This window comes from Pseudomonas sp. AS2.8 (assembly GCF_014190935.1).
In the GTDB taxonomy this organism is placed as follows: Bacteria; Pseudomonadota; Gammaproteobacteria; order Pseudomonadales; family Pseudomonadaceae; genus Chryseomonas.
This window is the reverse complement of sequence record NZ_JACHVV010000001.1, coordinates 206,579-228,968: the sequence shown is the minus strand read 5'-3', so window position 1 is coordinate 228,968 and position 22,390 is coordinate 206,579. Positions and strand designations below refer to the sequence as shown.

Below are 22,390 nucleotides of genomic sequence, written 5' to 3'. Positions count from 1 at the left end.
CTCATAGAGGAAGTTTCGTGGAACAGTCGCTCACTACCTGGTTGTTGCCCCTGATCGCGCTGCTGATCGGGGTCGGGATAGGTTTTCTGCTGGCGCGCCTGGTGCCGGGTGCCGCGCCGAGCCGCGTGCAGCGCCAGCTGGATGACCTGCAGAAGAAGTTCGACGACTACCAGCACGAGGTCACCAGCCACTTCAGCACCACCGCCGGCCTGGTGCGCAAGCTCACCCAGACCTACCAGGACATGCAGTCGCACCTGTCCGAAGGCGCCGAGCGTCTGGCCCAGGACGAGCTGACCCGTCAGCACCTGCTGGCCTCGCTGCACAGCGCCGAGCAGCGCTACCCCTCCAGTCGCGAGCGCATCGACGGTCCGACCGAAGCGCCGCGGGACTACGCGCCCAAGGGTGACGGCACCCCCGGTACCCTCGATGAAACCTACGGTGTGAAAAGCCGCGGTTAATCGCCAAGGCCGGGGACTCCCCGGCCTTCCGCTTTCCGGCGCCTGCCCTCTTCACTCAGGGCGCGACGCCCGGCCCTTTTCCGGCCCGTCATGGCATAATCTGCGGTTGCAGTCTTTCGCAGGAGAACGCCATGCCCGCAGCGGCCAGTGGCCTGAGCCTCTACGGCATCAAGGCCTGTGACACCATGAAGAAGGCCCGCCAATGGCTCGACGAGCATGGCCAGGCCTATCACTTCCATGACTACAAGCAGAGCGGCATCGACCGCGAACGGCTGGCGGCCTGGTGCGCGGAGCATGGCTGGGACAAGGTGCTCAATCGCGCCGGCACCACCTTCCGCAAACTCGACGACGCCCAGAAGGCCGATCTCGATACCGCCAGGGCCATCGACCTGATGCTGGCGCAGCCTTCGATGATCAAGCGACCCGTGCTCGATCTCGGCGACCGTACCCTGCTGGGCTTCAAGCCCGAGCTCTATGCCGCGGCCCTGAACTGATCCCGCGGCTACCGCCCCTACTACCGAACATCTCGCACCGACCGGATCGGTGCCTCTGCAAAGGAACAGTCTCATGTCGAATGCCCTCTTCAGTATCGCCTTCGGTGTCGGCACCCAGAATCGCCAGGACGCCTGGCTGGAAGTCTTCTATGCACAGCCCCTGCTGAATCCCCCGGCGGCGCTGGTCGAGGCGGTCGCGCCGCTGCTGGACTACCAGGGCGGCAACCAGGCCATCGCCTTCGCCCCGGCCCAGGCCCGCGGCCTGGCCGAAGCCCTCAAGGGCATCGATGCCGTGCAGTCGGCGCTGCTGACCCGCCTGGCGGAAAGCAACAAGCCGCTGGTCGCCACCCTGCTGGCCGAAGACGCCGCGCCCGCCTCCACCCCCGAGGCCTACCTGAAGCTGCACCTGCTGTCCCATCGCCTGGTCAAGCCCCATGGCCTGAACCTCAGCGGCATCTTCGCGCTGCTGCCCAACGTGGCCTGGACCAACCAGGGCGCCGTGGACCTGGCCGAGCTGCCGGCCGAGCAGCTGGAAGCCCGTCTGCGCGGCAAGCTGCTGGAAGTCTTCTCGGTGGACAAGTTCCCCAAGATGACCGACTACGTGGTGCCGGCTGGCGTGCGCATCGCCGATACCGCCCGCGTGCGCCTGGGCGCCTACGTGGGTGAAGGCACCACGGTGATGCACGAAGGCTTCGTCAACTTCAACGCCGGTACCGCCGGCCCGGGCATGATCGAAGGCCGCGTCTCCGCGGGCGTCTTCGTCGGCAAGGGCTCGGACCTGGGCGGCGGCTGCTCGACCATGGGTACCCTGTCGGGCGGTGGCAACATCATCATCAGCGTCGGCGAAGGCTGCCTGATCGGTGCCAACGCCGGCATCGGCATCCCGCTGGGCGATCGCTGCACCGTGGAATCCGGCCTCTATGTGACCGCGGGTACCAAGGTCGCCGTGCTGGATGACCAGAACCAGTTGGTACGGGTGGTCAAGGCGCGCGAACTGGCCGGTCAGAGCGACCTTCTGCTGCGCCGCAATTCGGAAACCGGCGCGGTCGAGTGCAAGACCAACAAGACCGCCATCGAACTCAACGAAGCGCTGCACGCGCACAACTGAGTCCACAACCGGGCAGCCCGCGCCAGGCGGGCTACCCCGGAGCTGTCGCCATGTCGCTACCCTCTCCCTGGAGAGCCGAGTTTCCGGCTTTCACCGCCTTTGCCGCCGATGGCATCACCTACCTCGACAGCGCCGCCACGGCGCAGAAGCCCCAGGTGGTGCTGGATGCCCTGCTGGCCAGCTACAGCCTGGGTGCGGCCAATGTGCACCGCGCCCAGCACTGGGCCGCCGAGCGGACCACCGCTGCCTACGAAGGCGCCCGTGGACGGATCGCCGCCTGGCTGGGCGCTACCTCGCCGCACGAGGTGGTGCTGACCCGCGGCGCGACCGAGGCGCTCAACCTGCTGGCCTATGGGCTGGAAGATACCTTCGAGGCGGGCGACGAGATCCTCGTCAGCGCCCTGGAGCACCACGCCAATCTGCTGCCCTGGCAGCAGCTGGCCCGGCGTCGCGGCCTCGAACTCAGGGTCATCCCCCTGACCCCGAGCGGTCATCTGGACCTGCAGGCCGCCGAGCGGCTGCTGGGACCGCGGACGCGCGTGGTCGCGGTCAGTCAGCTGTCCAATGTGCTCGGCACCTGGCAGCCGCTGGCGGAGCTCGCGGCCCTGGTACGGGCGCGCTCGCCGGCCTGGCTGGTGGTGGATGGCGCCCAGGGCGCGGTCCATGGCCGCCACCGTCCGGGCGACTTCGACGCCGACTTCTATGTCTTTTCCGGCCACAAGCTCTATGCGCCCGAGGCCATCGGCGTGCTCTGGGGCAAGGCCGCTGGCCTGGCACGGCTCAAACCCTGGCAGTTCGGCGGCGAGATGGTGCAGCACACCACCTTCACCGACGCCCGCTTCCACGCCGCGCCCATGGGCTTCGAGGCGGGAACGCCGCCCATAGGCGCGGCCATCGCCCTGGGCGCGGCGGTCGACTGGCTGCAAGGCCAGGACGAGACGCTGATCCGCGGTCACGAGCAGGCGCTCAGCCTGAAGCTCCTGGCCGGGCTGGCTGCCCGTGACGGCGTCCAGGTGCTGGGTGAACCCCAGATCGCCCTGGCCAGCTTTCAGGTCGCGGGCGTCGATGTGGGTGATCTTTCGCACCTGCTGGGTGAGCAGGGCATCGCCGTGCGCGCCGGTCAGCATTGCGCCATGCCGCTGTTCCAGACCCTGCAGACCCCCGGTGCGCTGCGGGTCTCCCTCGGCCTGTACAACGATGCCGAGGACCTGCAGCGCTTTTTCACTGCCTTGGACAACGCCCTGGAGCTGCTGCGATGAATCTGCTTCCCGATGCCGCGGAAGCCCGCCGCGCCTTCGTCATCGCCAAGGGCTGGGAAGCGCGCTCGCGACTGCTGCTGCAGTGGGCCGAGCGCCTGCCGGCGGTGCTCGAGGAGCGCGACGAGGATCTGGTGCAGGGCTGCGAGAGCCGGGTGCGGCTGACCCATGAAGCCCAGGGCGATCGCCACTTCTTTCGCGCCAGCAGCGAATCCCGGGTGCTCAAGGGGCTGCTCGCCGTGGTGCTGGTGCGCGCCAACGGCCTGACCCGCGAAGAACTGGGTCGCCTCGACATCCACGGCTGGCTGGGCGAACTCGGACTGGAACGGCAGCTGTCGCAATCGCGCAGCAACGGCCTGAACGCCGTGCTCACGCGGATGCGCGAACTGGCGGCCTAGCCTTCGCTGACCGCGGGATTACGTCGCGCGCGGAAGAATTCGGTCAGCACCTGGCCACAGGCCTCGGCCAGCACCCCGCCTTCCACCAGGACCCGGTGATTGAGAAAGTCCTGCTCGAAGAAGCGCCCGCGACTCTGGGCCATGCCGGCGCGCGGCTCGCTGGCGCCATAGACCAGCCGCTGGATGCGACTGTGGACGATGAGGCCGGCGCACATGCTGCAGGGTTCGAGCGTCACATAGAGCGTCGCCCCGGGCAGCCGGTAGTTGGCCAGACGCGCGGCGGCATCGCGAATGGCCTCCATCTCGGCATGGGCGCTGGGATCGTGGGCACCGATGGGCCGATTGAAACCGCGGCCGATGACCTCGCCGTCGAGTACCACCACGGCCCCGACCGGCACCTCGCCCTGCCCGGCGCCCTGCTCCGCCAGGACCAGGGCCTCGCGCATGAACAGGTCATCCCGGCTGCGATCGATGATGGGCAAGGGGCGGAAGCGGGCCATGACTGAACTCTGATCAAAGCGCCATGATACCGCCGTCAGCGCGGGAGGCCAGCCATGGGATCCGACAGCAAAGATGAACCCTTCGGCAAAAAATGATCGCGATAATGGTTATCGGATAATGTCGATGCGAGACTGGCGCGATGCCAGCAAGCCGTACGTGATCGGCATCACATTCACAGCCATTCGGTGCTAAAGCTTTAACAGGACCGCCTCGGTGCGGTCCTATTCAAGAGTTCATCTGAGACAGTCGCATGATTGCTGCACCTTCCGGTCAGTCGCTGCAAAGCTGCGAAAGCGAGCCGATCCGCATTCCAGGCGCGATCCAGGCACACGGTTACCTCATCGCCTTCGATGAGGCGGAGTGGCTGATCAAGCATGTCAGCCATAACCTGTCCGAGTTGCTGGGCAAGCCGCAGGTCGAGCTGCTGAATCGGCCACTGCAGCAGGCACTGCCCCTCGAGCTGTTCGAGCAGGTGCAGCAGGCGCTGACCCTGGAGCATCTGGAAGAAGCCAATCCGCTGAGCTGGACGCGTCCGGTCCGCGACATGGACGTGATCCTGCATCGCAGCCACGGCCTGGTGTTCCTGGAATTCGAGCCGGACGACCATGGCGGAGTCGAGCCCGCCGGCTTGGCGCGCGCCCTGGCCCGCCTGCAGCAGGCGCGCACCCTGCCCGAGCTGTGCGAAGGCGCGGTGCGCGAGGTGCGCGCCCTTACCGGCTTCGATCGGGTGGTGGTCTATCGCTTCGATGATGGCGGCGATGGCCAGGTGGTGACCGAGGACCGCGTCGACGACATCGACAGCTATCTGGGCATGCACTTTCCGGCGGCCGACATTCCTGCCCAGGCCCGCGCGCTCTATCACGAGAACTGGATTCGCAACATCCCCGACGCCCAGTACGAGGCGGTCCCGCTGGTGCCGGCCTTTCTGCATGGCACCGAACGGGATCCGATCGACCTGACCCATGCCGTGCTGCGCAGCGTATCGCCCATCCATTGCCAGTACGTGCGCAACCAGGGCTTGCGTGCGTCCATGAGCGTGTCGCTGATCAGCGACGACAAGCTCTGGGGGCTGATCAGCTGTGGCCATCGCGAACCCCTCTATCTGCCCTTCCGTACCCGGATGGCCTGCCGCTCGGTCGGGGTGCTGGTGTCGCTGATGATTCGCGCGCTGGAAAATCGCCAGGTGCAACGCGAGATCGATGCCCGCGAGGCGCAACTGGCGGCGCTGATCCAGGGCATGTGCGACAGCCGTGGCGAGGTGCTCAGCGGCCTCGGCGAAAGACCCGCCGATCTCCTCGAGCTGGTGAATGCCGCCGGTGTCGCGGTGCTGGTGGAGGATGAACTCACCACCCTGGGCGAATGCCCGAGTGCGGAAGACATCCGGCTCCTCGCCGCCTGGGTGACGGCCGAAATGGATGCCTCGGGCATCTATGCGACCCGCTGCCTGGCCGACGAACTACCCGAGGCCCGCCGTTACAGCGACAGGGTCAGTGGTGTCCTGGCACTGGCGCTGCCCAAGCCGGTGCGCAACCTGGTGCTCTGGTTCCGGCCCGAGATCGTCACCACCGTGGTCTGGAGCGGCAATCCGGCCAAGCTGGAAGGCACGTCACCCGCGCCGGGTCCGGGGCTCAACTATCCGCATCCGCGGCGCTCCTTCGATGCCTGGAAGGAATTGGTCCGCCTGCGTTCCGAGCGCTGGCGCCCGGCCGATCTGTTCGCCGCCAAGGACCTGCGTCGCTCGGCCATCGAGCTGGACCTGGCGCGTCAGGTCGAACGCGAACGCCAGGCGGTGCGCCTGCGCGACGAGATCGTCGCGGCGGTTTCCCATGACCTGCGCAGCCCCATCACCATCATCCTGATGAAGGTCGGGATGCTGCAGCGCCAACTGGAAAAGCTGGCGCTGGGCGATGACCGCCTGCCCAGTTCGCTGCAGGTGATAGAGACCGCGGCCAACCGCATGAACGCGCTGATCAGCGACCTGCTGGACCTGTCGAAGATCGAGTCGGATCGCCTGGCGCTGGACCTCAAACCGGCGCGTCTGGCGGACGTCTGCGCGCAACCCATCCTGCTGTCGCGGCCATTGGCGGAGATCAAGAACATCAGCCTGGAATACGCCGCCGATCCGGATCTCCAGGTGCTGGTGGAAGCCGAGCGCATCTTCCAGGTACTGATGAACCTGCTGGGCAATGCCATCAAGTTCACCGCGCCAGGTGGTCTGGTGCAACTCAGCATGCGCCAGCTCGGCAACCTGGCCGAGATCAGCGTGACCGACAACGGCCGCGGCATGAATCAGGCGCAACAGGCACGGGTGTTCGAGCGCTTCTGGCATGTGCAGGAAGACAATCCCACCGGTCACGGCCTGGGGCTGTACATCGCCAAGGGCATCGTCGAGGCCCACGGCGGCGAGCTGAGCGTCACCAGCGTGCTGGGTCAGGGCAGCACCTTCAGTTTCACCCTGCCTATCGCGCCCTAGCCTGCCAGGATTCGAGAAGAGAAAGCCCCGGTGGCCGACAGCGACGTTGAAACCACCGGGGGAGCGCTGGGCTCGCTGTAATGGACGTCAGCGAAACGCCGGGAATTCCCACCTTTCGTCGGGCTGGAAGGGTCATTTTCTTCAATACCGCCAGAGGTCGTCCTCGCTAGGTTCAGGTCTCCATAACTGTCGAGACCTCGCGATGACCCTGATCCTGTCCATGGCCGCCTTTGCCCTGGTGGCGTCCCTCTCTCCCGGCCCGGTCAATCTGGTGGGCTTCAACACCGGCCTGGTCCATGGCTGGCGACCGGCCCTGTGGCATGTCGCCGGCGCCACCCTGGGCTTCGTCGTCCTGCTACTGGCCGTCGGTCTCAGCCTGCACGAGGTGCTGGCCACCTGGCCGGCGCTGCTCTGGATCCTACGCGTGGCCGGCGCCCTCTTCCTGCTGTACCTGGCCGGAAAACTGGCACGAGCCTCGGGGGACCTGGGCAGCGGCGCAATGACGGCCTGCCCGGGCTTTCGCGACGGCGCCCTGCTGCAATGGCTCAATCCCAAAGCCTGGCTCGCCGCCGCGGCCGGGGTGGCGCTGTTCGTCGGTGAAGATCGCGGGCGCCTGGCGCTGTTTGCCGGCCTGTACCTGGTGATCTGCTTTGCCTCCCTGTCCTGCTGGGCCGTGGCCGGCCAATGGCTGCGCGGCCATTCACTGTCGGCAGCTCGCCTGCGCCTGCTCAATCGCGTCCTCGCGGCGCTGCTGGTGCTGTGCGCCGCGTCGCTGCTATGGGAGGGCTGAAGCGGCGCGATACTGACCGGGGGTGGCCGCCACCAGGCGCTTGAAGGTGCGCTGCAGATGGGCCTGGTCGGCGAAGCCGGTGGCCAGGGCGACCTCGGCCAGGCCAGCGCCTTGACGCAGGCGTTGCCGCGCCAGGCGGATGCGCCGATCGATCAGGTAGGCATGAGGCGTCAGGCCATAGCGTTGGCGAAAGCTGCGAATCAGCTGGTTGGGCGAGAGATCCGCCACCTGGCTGAGCTGGTCCAGGCTGACGCCCTCGCCGCAGTGGGCATCGAGAAATTCGGCGGCGCGCCTCAGGCGGCGATCCTCGCGCGCCCGCGCCGCCGCTACCGGGGTACGCCCCAGGCGGGCCAGTACGGCCTCGAAATACAGCAGCGCCTGACTCTGGCGCTGCAGGGTAAGGCTATCCGGGTCGGTCAGGCAGGCATGCAGCGCTTCCAATCCGGCGTACAGCTGGGCGTCACGGGACAGCTGTACGGCCAGCGGCTGGAAGTCGTCGGCCCCCGGGCGCTGCAGCTCGGCCAGCCAGCTGGCGTCCACGTGCAGCATGCGATAGCGCCAGGCGTCCTCGCCCTGCGGATTGCAGGCATGGACGTCACCGGGATTCATCAGCACCAGGGTGCCCGCCCCCACCAGTTCTCGGGTGGAGCCGTTGTGATAGCGACTGCGCCCACCCAGCACGGTACCGATGGAGAAGGTTTCGTGGGAATGCGGGGCATAGCAGAGCGCGCGGCCATCCTGGATGGAACGGGCTTCGAGAAAGGGCAGCGCGGGATCGTGCCAGAAGCGTGGGGTGGTCGCTGTCATGCCGTCTCCTTGCACCGGGTACTTCCACTGGACGCCAGTATCTGGCCAGGCCAGCCAGCTTAGCGGACGCTTGCTGGCGCTGCACCCGGCTGGGCGGGCGGTCTTGCGCTGCCTTCAGCGAATGCACGACGAGACCGTACAGGGAATCCGACAAAGGTCTAGATGCGACGAAATGTCGCACCAAGAGATATAAACAAATGTTTCCATTTACCCTCAGAGAGAAGGTAAACCTGCATTGCAGAGCCATTCAGGCGTAGCGGCTGGCACCCGGGTGCTGGCGCTGCGCGGGAAAAGGCAGCGATGAGTCCCATTATCGAAGACCCGCATCTGGGCGGGCACAGGAGTTTCGGATGCCTCGCCGTCCATTCGATGATCCAACGCCATTCAGCCGGTCTTTCGCCGCGTCCCTGGCAGCCGAGGGGTCTCGCGCATGATCGAGACCATTTCCCAGGCACTCGCGCCTATCGTCTTCGTCACCGTTCTGGGCTGGTGCGCCGGCCGCTGGAAGGTGCTGCCGCAGACGGCGAGCAAGCCCCTGGCGACCTTCGTGGTCACCTTCGCCCTGCCCATCGCCCTGTTCCTCGCCGCCGCCCACACCCGCGCCGCGCAGATCCTCAACCTGCCCTATGTGGCGACCCTGGCTACCGGACTCATCGGCGTCTGGCTGCTGGGCCTGCTACTGGGTCGCTACCGCGGTGGGCGGACGTGGCGCGAAGGGGCCATGCGCGGCATCACGGTAGCCTTTCCCAACATGGCCTATTGCGGGCCGCCGGTGCTGATCGCCGCCATCGGCCCCTCTGCCGTGCTGGCGGTGATCGTCGGCAACCTGATCTTCACCCTAGTGGTCATCCCGCTGTCGCTGCTGTTGTTGAGCGGCGGCGGTGCCCGCCAGGCGCTCGGCAAGGCGCTGCGCCAGCCGCTGGTGATCCTGCCGCTGCTGGGATTGCTCTGTGCGCTGCTGGGTATCCGCCTGCCCCAGTTGCTGGTGACGGCGACGGACGAGATAGGCCGGGCAGCCGGGGGCGTCGCGCTGTTCACCCTGGGCCTGATCCTGTCCGGCATCCAACCGCGGCTGGATCGCGACATCGGGCTGAATGTGGCCCTGAAGAATCTGCTGCAACCGCTGGTGATGCTGGGCGTCGGTCTGGCCGTGGGCCTGCAGGGCGCGCTGCTCCAGCAGGTGTTCCTGCTCGGCGTACTGCCGGCGGCCACGGCGGCGCCCACGCTGGCGATGGCCCACGGCGTCTACACCGAGGACGCCGCGCGGAGCGTGCTGTTCAGCACCCTGCTCGCCATCCCGGGTATCGCCCTGGGCATCGCCTTGACCACCCTGCTCTAGCCCGCCCGGCGCTCGCCAGGCGCAAGCCGCGGGCCCAGGCGGATCAGCGCGGTAGCAGGAGCGCGCCATGGCCCTCCGGCCGCTCAGCCGCCCAGTCGTATTGCGTAACCGTCAACCCCCTGCCCGCGAGGAACCTGGCATGTCGTTATCTTTCACGGATTCACCCGACGTCGTGTTGATCGGCGCCGGCATCATGAGCGCTACCCTGGGCACCCTGCTCAAGGAACTCGACCCCGGCCTGAGCGTGACGCTGTTCGAGAGTCTGCACGACTGCGCCCAGGAGAGCTCCCAGGGCTGGAACAACGCCGGAACCGGCCATGCCGCCAACTGCGAGCTGAACTACACCCCGCAGCGGGACGATGGCAGCGTCGACATCGCCAAGGCGCTCAAGGTGAACACCCAGTTCGATCTCTCGCGCCAGCTGTGGGCCTATCTGGTCCGCAAGGGCGCCATCCCCGATCCGCAGGCCTTCATCCATGCCTGCCCCCATATGAGCTTCGTCTGGGGCGCGGACAACGTTGCCTTCCTGCGCGAACGCTACCGCACCATGACCGCCCATCACTGCTATCACGGCATGGACTACAGCGAAGACCGCGCGCAGATCGCCCAATGGGCACCGCTGATCATGGAAGGCCGCACGGCCGACGAGCCGGTGGCCGCAACGCGCATGGTCACTGGCGCCGACGTCGACTATGGCGCCCTCACCCACCTGCTGGTGCGCCAGCTCAGCCAGCAATCCGGTTTCGCCGTGCACTATCACCAGCGGGTGGTGGACCTGGCGCGGACCGACAGCGGTCGCTGGCGGGTGACGGTGGAGGACGTCAAGCACGGCGGGCGGACGGAGGTCACCGCCCGGTTTGTCTTCATCGGCGCCGGTGGCGGCTCGCTGCCGCTGCTGCAGAAGTCCGGCATTCCGGAAGGCCGCGGCTTCGGCGGCTTTCCCATCTCCGGCATCTGGCTGCGCTGCGACGTCCCGGCCCTGGCCGAACGGCACCAGGCCAAGGTCTATGGCAAGGCGCCCTCGGGCTCGCCGCCCATGTCGGTGCCGCACCTGGATACCCGTATCGTCGGCGGCCAGCGCTCGCTGCTGTTCGGGCCCTATGCGGGCTTTTCCTCGCGCTTCCTCAAGCACGGCGCCCTGACCGATCTCTTCACCTCGCTGCGCCACGACAATATCGTGCCGCTGCTGAACGTGGCCAAGGACAATGTGGACCTGACCGAATACCTGATCGGGCAGATCTTCCAGAGCTCCAGCCAGCAATTCGCCATGCTGCAGCAATTCTTCCCCCTGGCGCTGAAGCGCGACTGGCAGGAAGCCGTGGCCGGGCAGCGGGTGCAGACCATCAAGCCCACCGGCCAGCACGGCCTGCTGAGCAAGAAGGGCGAACTGGAATTCGGCACCGAACTGGTCAGCGCCGCGGACCGCTCCATCGCCGCGTTGCTCGGCGCCTCGCCTGGCGCCTCGACGGCAGCGGCCATCGCCCTGGAAGTGCTGGAGACCTGCTTCCCGGAGCGCCTCACCGAAGACGCCTGGCTGCCGGCACTGAGGCGCATCCTGCCGACCTACGGCGTCGATCTGAAGACCGATGCGGCGGCCTGCCGGCAGAGTCGCGCCGAGACTGCCAAGGTCCTGGGGATCGCCGACGTCTGAGGTGTCCCTGGCCGCACGCCTGCGCGTGCGGCCAGGTCCGTCAGCGGGTGGCGGCGTCCTCGGCTTCTTCCAGCAGGACGTCGGCGGTGATCAGGTAGTCGGCATCCGGATGCAGCTCGGCGCCCAGCGCCAGTTGCTGCGCCGCGGCGGCCAGGGTCGGCGCACCCTGGAAGGTGGCGTTGAGTTCGGCCAGCAGGAGGCCCATGTCCTTGTGCATCAGCGCCGCCGGGAATTGCGGCGCGAAGTCGCCGTCACGCAGCGCCGCCAGCTTGCGCTGGTGATGGGGCGAGAGCACCGCCAGGTCGCCGAACACCTCGAACAGCACCTCGGCATCCAGGCCGGCGCGGGTGGCATAGGCCAGCGCCTCGGCCAGGGCGGCGAGCCCGGCGCCCATCAGACCGTTGATGGCCAGCTTGATGGCCGCGCCCTGCCCGGTCGGACCGACGTGGTGCACGGTCTTGCCCAGGACTTCGAGGATCGGCCGCGCACGCTCCACCGCTTCGGGCTCGCCACCGGCCAGAACCACCAGCTGCGCCTTTTCCGCCTCTGGAGTGCTACCGGACACCGGCGCCTCGACCACGGCGATGCCGCGGGCGCGGCCGGCCGCTTCCAGACGCAGCGACAGCGCCGGTGAGTTGGTGCTGGTGTTGATCAGCAGCCGACCGCTTTCCAGGCGGGCGAGCACGCCGTCGGGGCCTAGCAGCACCTGTTCGAGGATGGCGTCATTGGGCAGGGAGACGATCACGGCCTCGGCCTGGGGCAGCAGGGTCGCCAGGGATTCCATCGGCGTGCCATGGCGCTCGCCGTCCTGCTGGTGCTCGGCATAGGCGCTGACCGCATAGCCGGCCTCGCGCAAGTTGGCACCCATGCGCTGGGCCATGGCGCCAAAGCCGATGAAACCGATCGAGGGATGAGCGGACATGAGGGGAGCTCCCGGTAGAGGATGGTGGTATCTCGACTCTACCTCCGGGCCGGGGTTCCGCCACCAAAAGCTTAGGCAACGTCTCGCGAGCTAGAGCCAAACAAGGCGAAAAGACCTGAGGAAGCGCAGTTTACGAGTGGTAAATGAGCATTTCGAAGGTCTTTTCAACGCAGTTTGGCCGACGTGCAGCAGACGTTGCGCCTAGATCCCGCTGAACCAGTTGTAGCCCTGGTCTTCCCAATAGCCGCCGGGATAGTCGTTGGTCACGAACAGCGCCTGAATGTGCTTGGGATTCTTGAAGCCGAGCTTGGTGGGGACCCGCAGGCGCAGCGGATAGCCGTAGTCCGGCGGCAGGGCCACCTGGCCGAAGTCCAGCGCCAGCAGGGTCTGGGGATGCAGCGCCGAGGCCATGTCGATGCTGGAGTAGTAGCGGTCGGCGCACTTGAAGCCGACGTACTTGGCGCTGGTGTCGGCGCCGATGCGTTCGAGGAAGGTGCGCAGCGGCACCCCGCCCCAATGGCCGATGGCGCTCCAGCCTTCGATGCAGATGAAGCGGGTGATGTCTTCCCGTTGCGGCAGGCGGCGCAGGTCTTCCAGGGTCCAGGCCTGCTTGTTGGCGACCAGGCCGGAGACCTCCAGGCGATAGTCGCTGAGGTCCACTTCCGGCACGTTGTATTCGGGGTAGAAGGCATTGAAGGGAAAGGGGTTGGTGATCTGGCTGGCGGCATAGGTCGGCGCCAGGCGCTCGCGGCCGAACAGCCAGGCCTGCACCCGGTCGTTGAAGCGCGACATCGACCAGAGCACCTTGTCGACGCTGTCGCCGTCCTGCAGGTTGCAGCCGCTGAGCATCGCCAGGGCGCCCACGGTCAGGCCCTGCTTGAGCAGCAGCCGCCGTTGCAGATTTTCCACCTGCCGCTGTTGCGCCGGTTCCAGGCGCAGTCGTTCACGCCGACTCATCGTCAACCTCCTCGTGCGCCCGGCCGGTGATCATCGGCGGCAGGGTGCGGGGGACCAGGATGACCAGGGCCAGGTGCACGACGACGAAGGCGCCGATGCCGGCCATGGCGAAGAAGTGCACGTAGCGGGCGGTGTCGAAACCGCCGAGCAGCGCGGCCAATCCCTGCAACTGCACGGGTTTCCAGATGGCCAGTCCCGAGAGCACCACCAACACCCCCAGCGCCAGCACGCCCCAGTAGAGCAGGCGCTGCACGGCGTTGTAGGTGCCCAGCCGATGACCCAGGCGCAGGCGCATGGCGGCGGCGAAATCGCGACCGATGGTGCGCGGCGAAAGCGGCAGGAAATCGCGCCGGAAGTGGCCGCTGAACAGGCCATAGAGCAGATAGACCAGGCCGTTCACCACGAGCAGCCAGAACACCGCCAGGTGCCAGGCGATGGCACCACCCAGCCAACCGCCAAGGGTCGACCAGGCGGGAAAGGTGAAGGGGAACAGCGGCGAGGCGTTGTAGATCGCCCAGCCGCTCATGAACATGCAGGGCATCGCCAGGGCGTTGAGCCAATGGGTGAGGCGCACCGGCCAGCGGTGCACCAGGCGCCGTCGCGAGGTGGTCATGAGGTTCCCCTCCACGGAAAGTTGGACGCGGTCGCCAGGCGACCGCGCAGAGGCTTACATGGGCGGGGTGAAACCGTCCTTACCTACTGCCACGCCTTTGGCGTGCTTGCCGTCTTCGGCGGGGAACAGCACCACCTTGGCGCCGGGCTTGAGCAGGCTGCGGTCGCCCTTCTCGACATAGGCGATGGGCACGTCTTCCGGCACCACCAGTTGCTTCTCGCCGCCCTTGTACTGCACGGTCAGGGTGCGGCCGTTGGCTTTCTTCAGTTCGCCGACGGTGCCGTTGGTCATGGTGCCGGTGCTGCCATCGGCGTTTTCCCAGCCGTAGTGGCCCTCGCCGGAGCCGCGCAGGCTGGCTTCGAACACCGTCACCTCCAGCGCCTTGAGGGTGCCGTCGGGCTGCGGCGTGGCAGCGGAGCCGATGAAGCTGTTGGCTTCGATGCGATCCAGGTTGGCCTTGGACACGGCGCGGAAGCTGGTCTTGTCGTCCAGCATCAGGGTCTGGTGGGCACCATTGCGGGTGGTGAAGGCCAGGGTGTCGCCCTGGACGCTGTCCACGGTGCCACGCATGGGCTTGACGGTGGGCATGGGCGCGGCCTGGGCCAGCAGGGCGCTGCTGGCGAGCAGCAGGGCAAGGGAACCGCGGAGCAGAGTCTGGGTACGCATGAAGCCTCCTGGGATAGGGAATCGCCCCGCCACAGTGCGACGCGTGGGGGGTCAGCAAGATGACCGGCGAATGACAAAAATGTCACCCAGCGAAGCGACCGGAGGCCCTACCATTACGTCATGCACATTCTCCTCATCGAAGACGACCAGAAGACCGGCGAGTACCTGAAGAAGGGTCTCGGCGAATCCGGCTACGCGGTCGACTGGACCCAGCACGGCGCCGATGGCCTGCACCTGGCCCTGGACGGCCGCCATGACCTGGTCATCCTCGACGTGATGCTGCCCGGCATCGACGGCTGGCAGATCATGGAGGTGCTGCGCAAGAAGCTCGACGTGCCGGTGCTCTTTCTCACCGCCCGCGACGGCCTGCAGGATCGCATCCGCGGCCTGGAGCTGGGCGCCGACGACTACCTGGTCAAGCCCTTTTCCTTCGTCGAACTGCTGCTGCGCATCCGTACCCTGTTGCGGCGTGGGGTGGTGCGCGAGCCCGAGCATTTCCACCTCGCCGACCTGCAACTGGACCTCCTGCGGCGACGGGTGACCCGCGGCGACGACCTCATCGTGCTGACCAACAAGGAATTCGCCCTGCTGCACCTGCTGCTGCGCCGCGAAGGCGAGGTGCTGTCGCGCACCCTGATCGCCGCCGAGGTCTGGGACATGAACTTCGACAGCGACACCAACGTGGTGGACGTGGCCATCAAGCGGCTGCGCGCCAAGGTCGACAATCCCTACCCGGTCAAGCTGATCCATACCGTACGCGGCATCGGCTACGTCTGCGAGGTGCGGCCTTGAGCGCGCGGTCACCCTCGCTGATCCTGCGCGCCACCCTGGGGTTCGCCCTGGTGGCGCTGCTCGCCGTGGGCGGCGCGGGAGCCTTTCTCTACCACAGCCTGGAACGTACCGTGCTGGAGCGCGCCGACTACGCCCTGCTCGGTCGCCTCGCGCATTTTCGCAGCCTGCTCAGCGCCGACCTGTCGCTGGAGACCCTGGGGCGCAGTCCGCAGCTGTTCGCCAACATGCTGGGCAACGAGCAGGACGTCTTTCTCATCGGCACCCCGGGCGCCAAGCCGGTGATCGCCTCCAATCCGCTGCAGATCGCCCTCCCCGAGCTGGCCGTCATTCCCCAGACCCGGCGGCCGACCCGGGCCGATCTGCGCGAAGGCCAGCTGGCCGACGGCACCCGCTGGCGCGCGGCGCGGGTCGCGGTGAACACCCCCGAAGGCCCGGTGGAACTGACCGCCGCCCATGTGCTGCGCAACGAAGACGCCACCCTGGCCGACTTCCGGCTGGGCCTGCTCGGCGCCGTGACCCTGGCCTTCCTCGCCACCGCCGGGCTCGGCTATCTGCTGCTGCGGCGTGGCCTGGCGCCGCTGCGGCGTATCGCCCGCCACGCCGGCGGCATCACCCCGACCCGGCTGGCCGCGCCCCTGGAGCTGGCCGATGCCCCGCGCGAGCTGCAGCCGCTGGTGGAAAACTACAATGCCATGCTGGCGCGGCTGGCCGACGGCTATGGCCGGCTGGTGCAGTTTTCCGCCGACCTCGCCCACGAGATCCGTACCCCCATCAACGCCCTCATGGGCCATACCGAGGTCGCCCTGCGCCAGGTGCGCAGCAGCGAGGACTACCAGGCGCTGCTGGCGTCCAACCTGGAAGAGCTGGAGCGTATCTCGCGACTGGTAGAGAGCATCCTCTTCCTCGCCCGCGCCGACGACGCCCAGGCGGTGCTGACGCCACAACCGCTGCAACTGGACGAAGAACTGGCGCGCATCGCCGACTATTTCGAAGGCCCCGCCGACGAGCGCGGCCTGCGCCTGGTGGTGGCCGGGGGTGGCCAGGTGGTCGCCGATCCGCTGATGCTGCGCCGCGCCCTGAGCAATCTGGTGGCCAACGCCATTCGCTATGCCGAGCCGGAGGGCGAGATCCGCCTGCGGGCGGAGGGTGGCCGGATAAGCGTCAGCAACACCGGGCCCGCCCTGGCGCCGGCGCATCTGCAACGGCTGTTCGACCGCTTCTATCGCGCCGATCCCTCGCGCCATCAGCCCCATGATTCCAACGGCCTGGGCCTGGCCATCGTCGCGGCGATCATGCGCCTGCACGGCGGTCGCGCCGAGGTCGAGCAGGATGAACGGGGCATCCATTTCAGCCTGGTCTTCCCGCGACCGGCACGCTGAACCGCGACCCACCCCGCAAACCACGCAACCGCCCGTCACCAAAGGACTTTTTCCGCTTGCCCAAGCGGGCTATGGGCTGCATCGACTCGCCCACTACTGTACATTCATCTACCTTAGGCAATAAGCAAGGGTGGTAGGCGATGAGCGTGGATGTCGAACTGGTGCTGGCCGGCAAGATCGGCTTCGCGGCGCACCAGAACGCGGTACCCGTGCTGCGCGAATTGCGCCTCACCCACAGCGGCGAGGAATCCCTCGTCGACCTTAGTCTGACGGTCACGGCCGAGCCGGCCTTCGTGGTCCCGCGCACCTGGCACCTGGAGCGCCTGGATCCCCAGGGCACCCTCTATCTCGATGATCGCGACCTCGAATTCGATGCGGCGCTGCTCGGCAGTCTGCAGGAGAGCCTGGTCGCCCAGCTGACCTTCACGGTGCGCCAGGGCGAAGAGATCCTGCAGACGCGGCGCTATCCGGTCGAGCTGCTGGCGCGCAACCAGTGGGGCGGCGTGGACAGCATGCCGGAACTGGCGGCGGCCTTCGTCATGCCCAACGATCCGGCGGTGGATCGCCTGCTGGGCGCCGCCGCCGAGGTCTTGCGCCGCGCCGGCAAGTCCACCGCGCTGGACGGGTACCAGAGCGGCTCGCGGCGACGCGTCTGGGAGCTGGGTTCGGCGCTCTGGTCGGCGCTGTGCGGTCTGCAGCTGACCTACGCGGTGCCGCCGGCCAGCTTCGAGCGCCAGGGCCAGAAGATCCGCACGCCGGGCAGCATCCTCGACGGTGGCCTGGCGACCTGCCTGGATCTCGCCCTGCTCGCCTGCGCGGCGCTGGAACAGGCCGGTCTCAATCCGCTGCTGGTCATCACCCGCGGCCATGCCTTCGCCGGCGTCTGGCTGCAGCCCCAGGAATTCGCCCAGCTGCTCACCGATGACGCCGAGCCGGTGCGCAAGCGGGTGGCGCTCAAGGACCTGCTGGTCTTCGAGACCACCCAGGCCACCGCCTCGCCGCCGCCTTCCTTCAGCCAGGCCATGCAACTGGCCGAGCGGCAGCTCGACGACGAGACCTTCGTGCTGGCGCTGGACGTCCGCCGTGCCCGCCTGCAACGCATTCGCCCGCTGGCGGTGCCCGGCCAGCCGGCCATCAGCGCGGACGGCCTGCTGCTGCCAGGCGAAGCCCTGGAAGAGGCCCCGCCGCTGCCGGCCTTCGACGTGGATGTCGAGGCGGCGCCGACCACCCCGGTCGGGCGCCTGGCGCTGTGGCAGCGCAAGCTGCTCGATCTCACCACCCGCAATCGCCTGCTGCACGTGCCGGACAACGCCCGCAGCGTGCCCCTGCTCTGTCCCGAGCCGGCGGCGCTGGAGGATCGCCTGGCCGAGGGCCGGGCGCTGCGCCTGGTGCCGCTGCCGGACCTGGCGGTGAGCGGGCGCGACGCCGTGCTGCACGAGGCCCGCGAACACGAGAATCTCGACGACGAATACGCCCGCGGCGCCCTGGCCCGCGGCGAGGTGGTCGCCCCCCTGGATGCGACCAAACTGGACGCGGCCCTGGTAGAACTCTATCGCCGCGCCCGCAGCGATCTCGACGAGGGCGGCGCCAACACCCTCTACCTGGCGCTGGGATTCCTGCGCTGGAAAAAGGCCGCCGACGATCCCAAGCACTACCGCGCGCCGCTGATCCTGCTGCCGGTGCGCCTGGAACGCCAGAGCGCCGCCAGCGGCATCACCCTGCACCTGTTCGAGGACGAGCCGCGCTTCAACCTGACCCTGCTGGAGCTCTTGCGCCACGACTTCGACCTGGACATTTCCGGGCTCGACGGCCCGCTGCCCGGCGATGGCAACGGCATCGACGTGGATGGCATCTGGACCAAGGTGCGGCGTGCGGTGCGCGACCTGCCCGGCTTCGAGGTCAGCAGCGAATTGCTGCTCGGCCAGTTCTCCTTCGCCAAGTACCTGATGTGGAAGGACCTCACCGAGCGTAGCGACCAGCTGATGGAAAGCCCGCTGGTGCGTCACCTGCTCGAGCGCACTACGGAATCCGGCGCCTACCTGAGCGGCGGCAGCTTTCCCCGCGAGCGCGAACTGGATCGCCAGATCACCCCGGCCGAACTCTTCACCCCGCTGCCGGCGGATTCCTCGCAACTGGCGGCCGTGCTGGCCTCGGCCGGCGGCCAGGATTTCGTCCTCGACGGCCCGCCCGGCACCGGCAAGTCCCAGACCATCGCCAACATGATCGCCCACAACCTGGCGCTCGGTCGGCGGGTCCTGTTCGTCGCCGAGAAGCGCGCCGCCCTGGACGTGGTCTATCGCCGCCTGGAAGCCCAGGGCCTCGGCGAATTCTGCCTGGAACTGCATTCGAGCAAGGCCTCCAAGGCCGAGGTGCTCAAGCAGCTAGAGCGCGCCTGGGATACCCGCGACGGCCTGGATGAAGAGGAATGGCTGGCCGAAGCCGCCGAGGTGGAACGCCTGCGCGATCGCCTCAATGCCGTGGTCGAGCGCCTGCACCGGCGCTGGCCCAACGGCCTGACGCTGCAGCAGAGCATTGGCCGCGTGCTGCGCGACGCCGCCCCCGATACCCCGCGCCTGGCCTGGCCCAATGCCGACGCCCATGACGCCGAGGCCCTGGCCGAGTTGCGCAGCGCCGTGCGCCGCCTGGCCCTGCACGCCGAAACCGGTCGCAGCCTGGCGGCGGATTTCGCGCTCCTGCCGGCCCATCCCTGGTCCAACGCCTGGCAGGACGCCCTGGTCACCGCCGCCGAACGGCTGCGCGACACCCAACAGGCCCTGCAGCAGGCGCGGCAACGCCTGCGCGACGTCCTCGGCCTGCCACTGGCGGATCAGGTCGCGCCCCGTCGCCTGCTGGAATTCGCCGAGCTGCTGCAGAACGCCGCCGGCCAGGATCTGGCCTTCGCCTTCGGGCCTGGCGCCGCCGAGCGTCAGCGCCAGCTGGGGCGCGCCGTGGAGTTGCTGCGGGACTACCAGACGCTGGAGCGCGAACTGTCGGTACCCTATGCCGCCGAAGCCTGTCGCCGCGTCGCCCTGACCCAGCTGGAAACCGCCTGGGACGCCGCCGGGCAGCGCTTCTGGATCTTCGCCAGCCGCGCCCAGCGCCAGGTCACCCAGGATCTCGGCCGCCAGGGCGAAACCCAGGGCCAGCCCGATGTGGCCGCCGACCTGCCGCGGCTGCGGCGCCAGCGCACCCTGCTCACCGAACTGGACGAGTTGGCGCCGACCCTGGCCAACATCGGTGGCTGGCAGGGCGTCACCAGCGACCTGGAGGCCCTGCTCGCGCGCCGCGCCCTGGCGGAAAGGCTGAGCGCGGCGCTGCCAACCCTGGCGGAAACCCCCGAGCAGTTGCTGGCCTTGCGCCAGGCGGCGGCGCACCGGTTGCAGCCTCCCGAGGACCAGCCGTTGGACACCACCCTGGCCCAGGCCAGCAGCGCCTTCGCCGCTGCCCTGGAAGCCGCCGAAGCCGCGCGCCAGAGCTTCGCCGAACAGGCGGGATTGCCGGCCGACACCCCGGCCGCCGAAGGGGTACGCACCGCCGCCGCGCTGTTGCGCCAGCCCGGTCGCCTCAAGGCCTGGTGCGACTGGCAGCGGGTCCGCGAGGAAGCCGACGCCCTCGGCCTGGCAACGCTGATCGCCCGCGTTACGGCCGGCTCCGGCGAGGATCTCGCAGCCGTCTTCGAAACTGCCTATGCCCGCTGGTTCGCCGCTACCGCGCTGGACGCCGAGCCGCTGCTGCGCGACTTCGTCCCGGCCGAGCACGAGAGCGATATCCAGGCCTATCGCCGGCTGGACGATCGCCTGCAGACCCTCGCCGTGCGCCATATCCGCGCCCTGCTCTGCCACGGCCTGCCGCCCAAGAACGACGCGGCGCGCCAGGGTGGCGGCTTCGCCGTGCTCAAGCACGAATTGCAGAAGCAGCGGCGGCACAAGCCGCTGCGCCAGCTGGCCCTGGAAATGGGCGATGCCCTGGCCCGCCTGGCGCCCTGCATGCTGATGAGTCCGCTGTCCATCGCCCAGTACCTGCCGCCCGATGGCGGCCTGTTCGACCTGGTGATCTTCGACGAAGCCTCGCAGATCGCGCCCTGGGACGCGGTGGGTGCCATCGCCCGCGGTGTGCAGGTGGTGATCGCCGGTGACCCCCGGCAGATGCCGCCGACGCGCTTCTTCGACCGCGCCGCCGGCGAGGACGACACCGCCGAGGACCTGGAGAGCATCCTCGACGAATGCCTGGGCGCTGGCATCTACAGCCACAGCCTCAACTGGCACTACCGCAGTCGCCACGAGAGCCTGATCGCCTTTTCCAACCATCACTATTACGACGGCAAGCTCATCACCTTCCCTGCCCCGGAGATCCGTCCGAGCGCGGTGGAATGGCGGCGGGTGGACGGCGTCTACGCCAAGGGCAAGGGGCGTCACAACGCCCTGGAAGCCCAGGCCATGGTCGCCGAGGCGGTCAAGCGCCTGCTCGATCCGGCCTTTGCCGGTCTCAGCCTGGGGATCATCACCCTCAACAGCGAACAGCAGCGCCTGGTCACCGACCTGCTCGACCGCGCGCGCCAGCAGCACCCGGAGATCGAGGCGCACTTCGCCGAGGACCTGGCCGAGCCGGTGGTGGTGAAGAACCTGGAAACGGTCCAGGGCGACGAGCGCGACCTGATCATGCTCGGCATCGGCTTCGGCCCCACCGAGCCGGGTGCCAATACGATGTCGATGAACTTCGGTCCGTTGAACAAGGACGGTGGCTGGCGTCGCCTCAACGTCGCCGTGACCCGGGCGCGGCGGGAGATGCTGGTGTTCTCCTCCTTCGATCCGGGGCTGATCGACCTCAATCGCACCAATGCCCGCGCGGTGCGTGATCTCAAGCTGTTCCTGGAATTCGCCCAGCGCGGTCCCCAGGCCCTGGCCGCCGCGGTCAAGGGTTCGCTGGGGGGACACGACTCGCCCTTCGAGGAAGCCGTGGCCCAGGCGCTGCAGGCCAAGGGCTGGCAGGTGGTGCCGCAGATCGGCGTGTCGCGTTTCCGCATCGATCTGGGCATCGTCCATCCGGACCGGCCGGGCGATTACCTGGTGGGCATCGAATGCGACGGCGCCACCTACCACAGCGCCGCCACCGCCCGCGACCGTGACAAGACCCGCAGCGCCATCCTCCAGGGCCTCGGCTGGACGCTCCTGCGCGTCTGGTCCACCGAATGGTGGATCGACCGCACCGGGGCGACCGAGCGGTTGCATGGGGAGATCGAGCGGCTGCTGGAGGCATCGCGGGCGAAGGGTTGAGAGTGAGGGCTGTTGGGCTTCGCTGCGCTCAACCCAACCTACAAGGCTCAAACCCGTAGGTTGGGTTGAGGCGGCTCCATCGCCGAAGCCCAACACTCCGCGCTCGCCCCTGGCACCGTTGGTGGGGGCAACCCTCACCCCAGCCCTCTCCCCGAGGGAGAGGGGGCAATTGGGTCCGGCGCGAGGGGTAGCTTGTCCCCTAGTGTCGCGCTGCCAAGGCATCCGTAGCGTGGAAAACCGCGCAGCGTTTTCCACTGCCCTCTGCACCTACACGCGGATAAGGCTGCGCCGTTATCCACTCTACGCGACTACCCCCTCCCCCCTTGGGAGAGGGCTGGGGTAAGGGCATTCCCGGACATTCTGATGCCCAACGGACTGTTGGGCTTCGCTACGCTCAACCCAACCTACGAGACACCTGCTCACACCGAACTACCAGGCCCAGCCCTGTAGGTTGGGTTGAGGCGGCTTTATCGCCGAAGCCCAACAAGCCGCGCAGGACCTCGGCACCGTTGG

General features: G+C 68.0%; 18 protein-coding genes. 12 read left to right on the top strand and 6 right to left on the bottom strand.

Going from position 1 to position 22,390, the window contains the following annotated elements; genetic code table 11:
* Positions 1 to 17 precede the first annotated feature (17 nt).
* From FHR73_RS01000 to FHR73_RS00980, 5 genes are all read left to right on the top strand, one after another.
* The gene (locus FHR73_RS01000; protein ID WP_064307427.1) at positions 18 to 458 is read left to right on the top strand and encodes a YhcB family protein; all 441 of its coding nucleotides are present in this window, start codon (positions 18 to 20) and stop codon (positions 456 to 458) included.
* Positions 459 to 589: 131 nt separating this feature from the next.
* Positions 590 to 952 carry an ArsC family reductase gene (locus tag FHR73_RS00995; protein WP_133862670.1) on the top strand — a complete coding sequence of 121 codons (363 nt, stop codon included), beginning with the start codon at positions 590 to 592 and terminating at the stop codon, positions 950 to 952.
* A gap of 73 nt (positions 953 to 1,025) precedes the next feature.
* The gene (gene dapD / locus FHR73_RS00990) at positions 1,026 to 2,060 is read left to right on the top strand and encodes a 2,3,4,5-tetrahydropyridine-2,6-dicarboxylate N-succinyltransferase (protein ID WP_183628858.1); all 1,035 of its coding nucleotides are present in this window, start codon (positions 1,026 to 1,028) and stop codon (positions 2,058 to 2,060) included.
* Positions 2,061 to 2,110: 50 nt separating this feature from the next.
* Positions 2,111 to 3,319, top strand: coding sequence for an aminotransferase class V-fold PLP-dependent enzyme (locus tag FHR73_RS00985; protein WP_183628857.1), 1,209 nt, complete (start codon positions 2,111 to 2,113; stop codon positions 3,317 to 3,319).
* Entirely contained in the window at positions 3,316 to 3,714 is a 399-nt protein-coding gene (locus FHR73_RS00980) for a SufE family protein (RefSeq protein ID WP_007160618.1), read from the top strand. The genes FHR73_RS00985 and FHR73_RS00980 overlap by 4 nt, the downstream gene beginning before the upstream one ends.
* Here the strand turns inward: FHR73_RS00980 and tadA are convergent.
* A complete protein-coding gene (gene tadA / locus FHR73_RS00975; RefSeq protein ID WP_183628855.1) occupies positions 3,711 to 4,214 on the bottom strand; it encodes a tRNA adenosine(34) deaminase TadA in 504 nt (167 codons plus the stop codon). The genes FHR73_RS00980 and tadA overlap by 4 nt on opposite strands.
* A 251-nt stretch (positions 4,215 to 4,465) precedes the next feature.
* Here tadA and FHR73_RS00970 point away from each other — a divergent pair, with 251 nt between their 5' ends.
* On the top strand, positions 4,466 to 6,688 hold the full coding sequence (locus FHR73_RS00970; RefSeq protein WP_183628853.1) for an ATP-binding protein: 2,223 nt from the start codon (positions 4,466 to 4,468) through the stop codon (positions 6,686 to 6,688).
* 202 nt (positions 6,689 to 6,890) lie between these two features.
* Positions 6,891 to 7,478: a LysE family translocator gene (locus FHR73_RS00965; protein WP_183628846.1), complete on the top strand. Its 588-nt coding sequence runs from the start codon at positions 6,891 to 6,893 to the stop codon at positions 7,476 to 7,478.
* Here the strand turns inward: FHR73_RS00965 and FHR73_RS00960 are convergent.
* Positions 7,464 to 8,285, bottom strand: coding sequence for an AraC family transcriptional regulator (locus tag FHR73_RS00960; RefSeq protein WP_183628844.1), 822 nt, complete (start codon positions 8,283 to 8,285; stop codon positions 7,464 to 7,466). The genes FHR73_RS00965 and FHR73_RS00960 overlap by 15 nt on opposite strands.
* Before the next feature lie 430 nt (positions 8,286 to 8,715).
* Between FHR73_RS00960 and FHR73_RS00955 the strand changes: the two genes are divergently transcribed.
* Positions 8,716 to 9,624, top strand: coding sequence for an AEC family transporter (locus FHR73_RS00955; protein ID WP_183628842.1), 909 nt, complete (start codon positions 8,716 to 8,718; stop codon positions 9,622 to 9,624).
* A 139-nt stretch (positions 9,625 to 9,763) separates the two neighbouring features.
* The gene (gene mqo, locus FHR73_RS00950; protein WP_183628840.1) at positions 9,764 to 11,275 is read left to right on the top strand and encodes a malate dehydrogenase (quinone); all 1,512 of its coding nucleotides are present in this window, start codon (positions 9,764 to 9,766) and stop codon (positions 11,273 to 11,275) included.
* A 40-nt stretch (positions 11,276 to 11,315) separates the two neighbouring features.
* Here the strand turns inward: mqo and FHR73_RS00945 are convergent, their stop codons facing one another.
* The 4 genes from FHR73_RS00945 to FHR73_RS00930 all read right to left on the bottom strand — a co-directional run bounded on the left by FHR73_RS00945 (position 11,316) and on the right by FHR73_RS00930 (position 14,433).
* The gene (locus tag FHR73_RS00945; protein ID WP_183628838.1) at positions 11,316 to 12,197 is read right to left on the bottom strand and encodes an NAD(P)-dependent oxidoreductase; all 882 of its coding nucleotides are present in this window, start codon (positions 12,195 to 12,197) and stop codon (positions 11,316 to 11,318) included.
* 201 nt (positions 12,198 to 12,398) lie between these two features.
* Positions 12,399 to 13,154 (bottom strand): molybdopterin-dependent oxidoreductase, encoded by a 756-nt coding sequence (locus FHR73_RS00940; RefSeq protein ID WP_183628836.1) that lies wholly within the window; start codon positions 13,152 to 13,154, stop codon positions 12,399 to 12,401.
* A complete protein-coding gene (locus FHR73_RS00935) occupies positions 13,141 to 13,767 on the bottom strand; it encodes a cytochrome b/b6 domain-containing protein (RefSeq protein WP_183628834.1) in 627 nt (208 codons plus the stop codon). Before FHR73_RS00935 ends, FHR73_RS00940 begins: the two co-directional genes overlap by 14 nt.
* A 54-nt stretch (positions 13,768 to 13,821) precedes the next feature.
* Positions 13,822 to 14,433: a hypothetical protein gene (locus tag FHR73_RS00930; RefSeq protein WP_183628832.1), complete on the bottom strand. Its 612-nt coding sequence runs from the start codon at positions 14,431 to 14,433 to the stop codon at positions 13,822 to 13,824.
* Positions 14,434 to 14,553: 120 nt separating this feature from the next.
* Between FHR73_RS00930 and FHR73_RS00925 the strand changes: the two genes are divergently transcribed.
* The 3 genes from FHR73_RS00925 to FHR73_RS00915 all read left to right on the top strand — a co-directional run bounded on the left by FHR73_RS00925 (position 14,554) and on the right by FHR73_RS00915 (position 21,877).
* Complete coding sequence (locus FHR73_RS00925; protein ID WP_183628830.1) at positions 14,554 to 15,225, top strand: heavy metal response regulator transcription factor; 672 nt, start codon at positions 14,554 to 14,556, stop codon at positions 15,223 to 15,225.
* Positions 15,222 to 16,604 carry a heavy metal sensor histidine kinase gene (locus FHR73_RS00920; protein WP_183628828.1) on the top strand — a complete coding sequence of 461 codons (1,383 nt, stop codon included), beginning with the start codon at positions 15,222 to 15,224 and terminating at the stop codon, positions 16,602 to 16,604. The genes FHR73_RS00925 and FHR73_RS00920 overlap by 4 nt, the downstream gene beginning before the upstream one ends.
* 140 nt (positions 16,605 to 16,744) lie before the next feature.
* On the top strand, positions 16,745 to 21,877 hold the full coding sequence (locus FHR73_RS00915) for a DUF4011 domain-containing protein (RefSeq protein ID WP_183628826.1): 5,133 nt from the start codon (positions 16,745 to 16,747) through the stop codon (positions 21,875 to 21,877).
* Positions 21,878 to 22,390 lie beyond the last annotated feature (513 nt).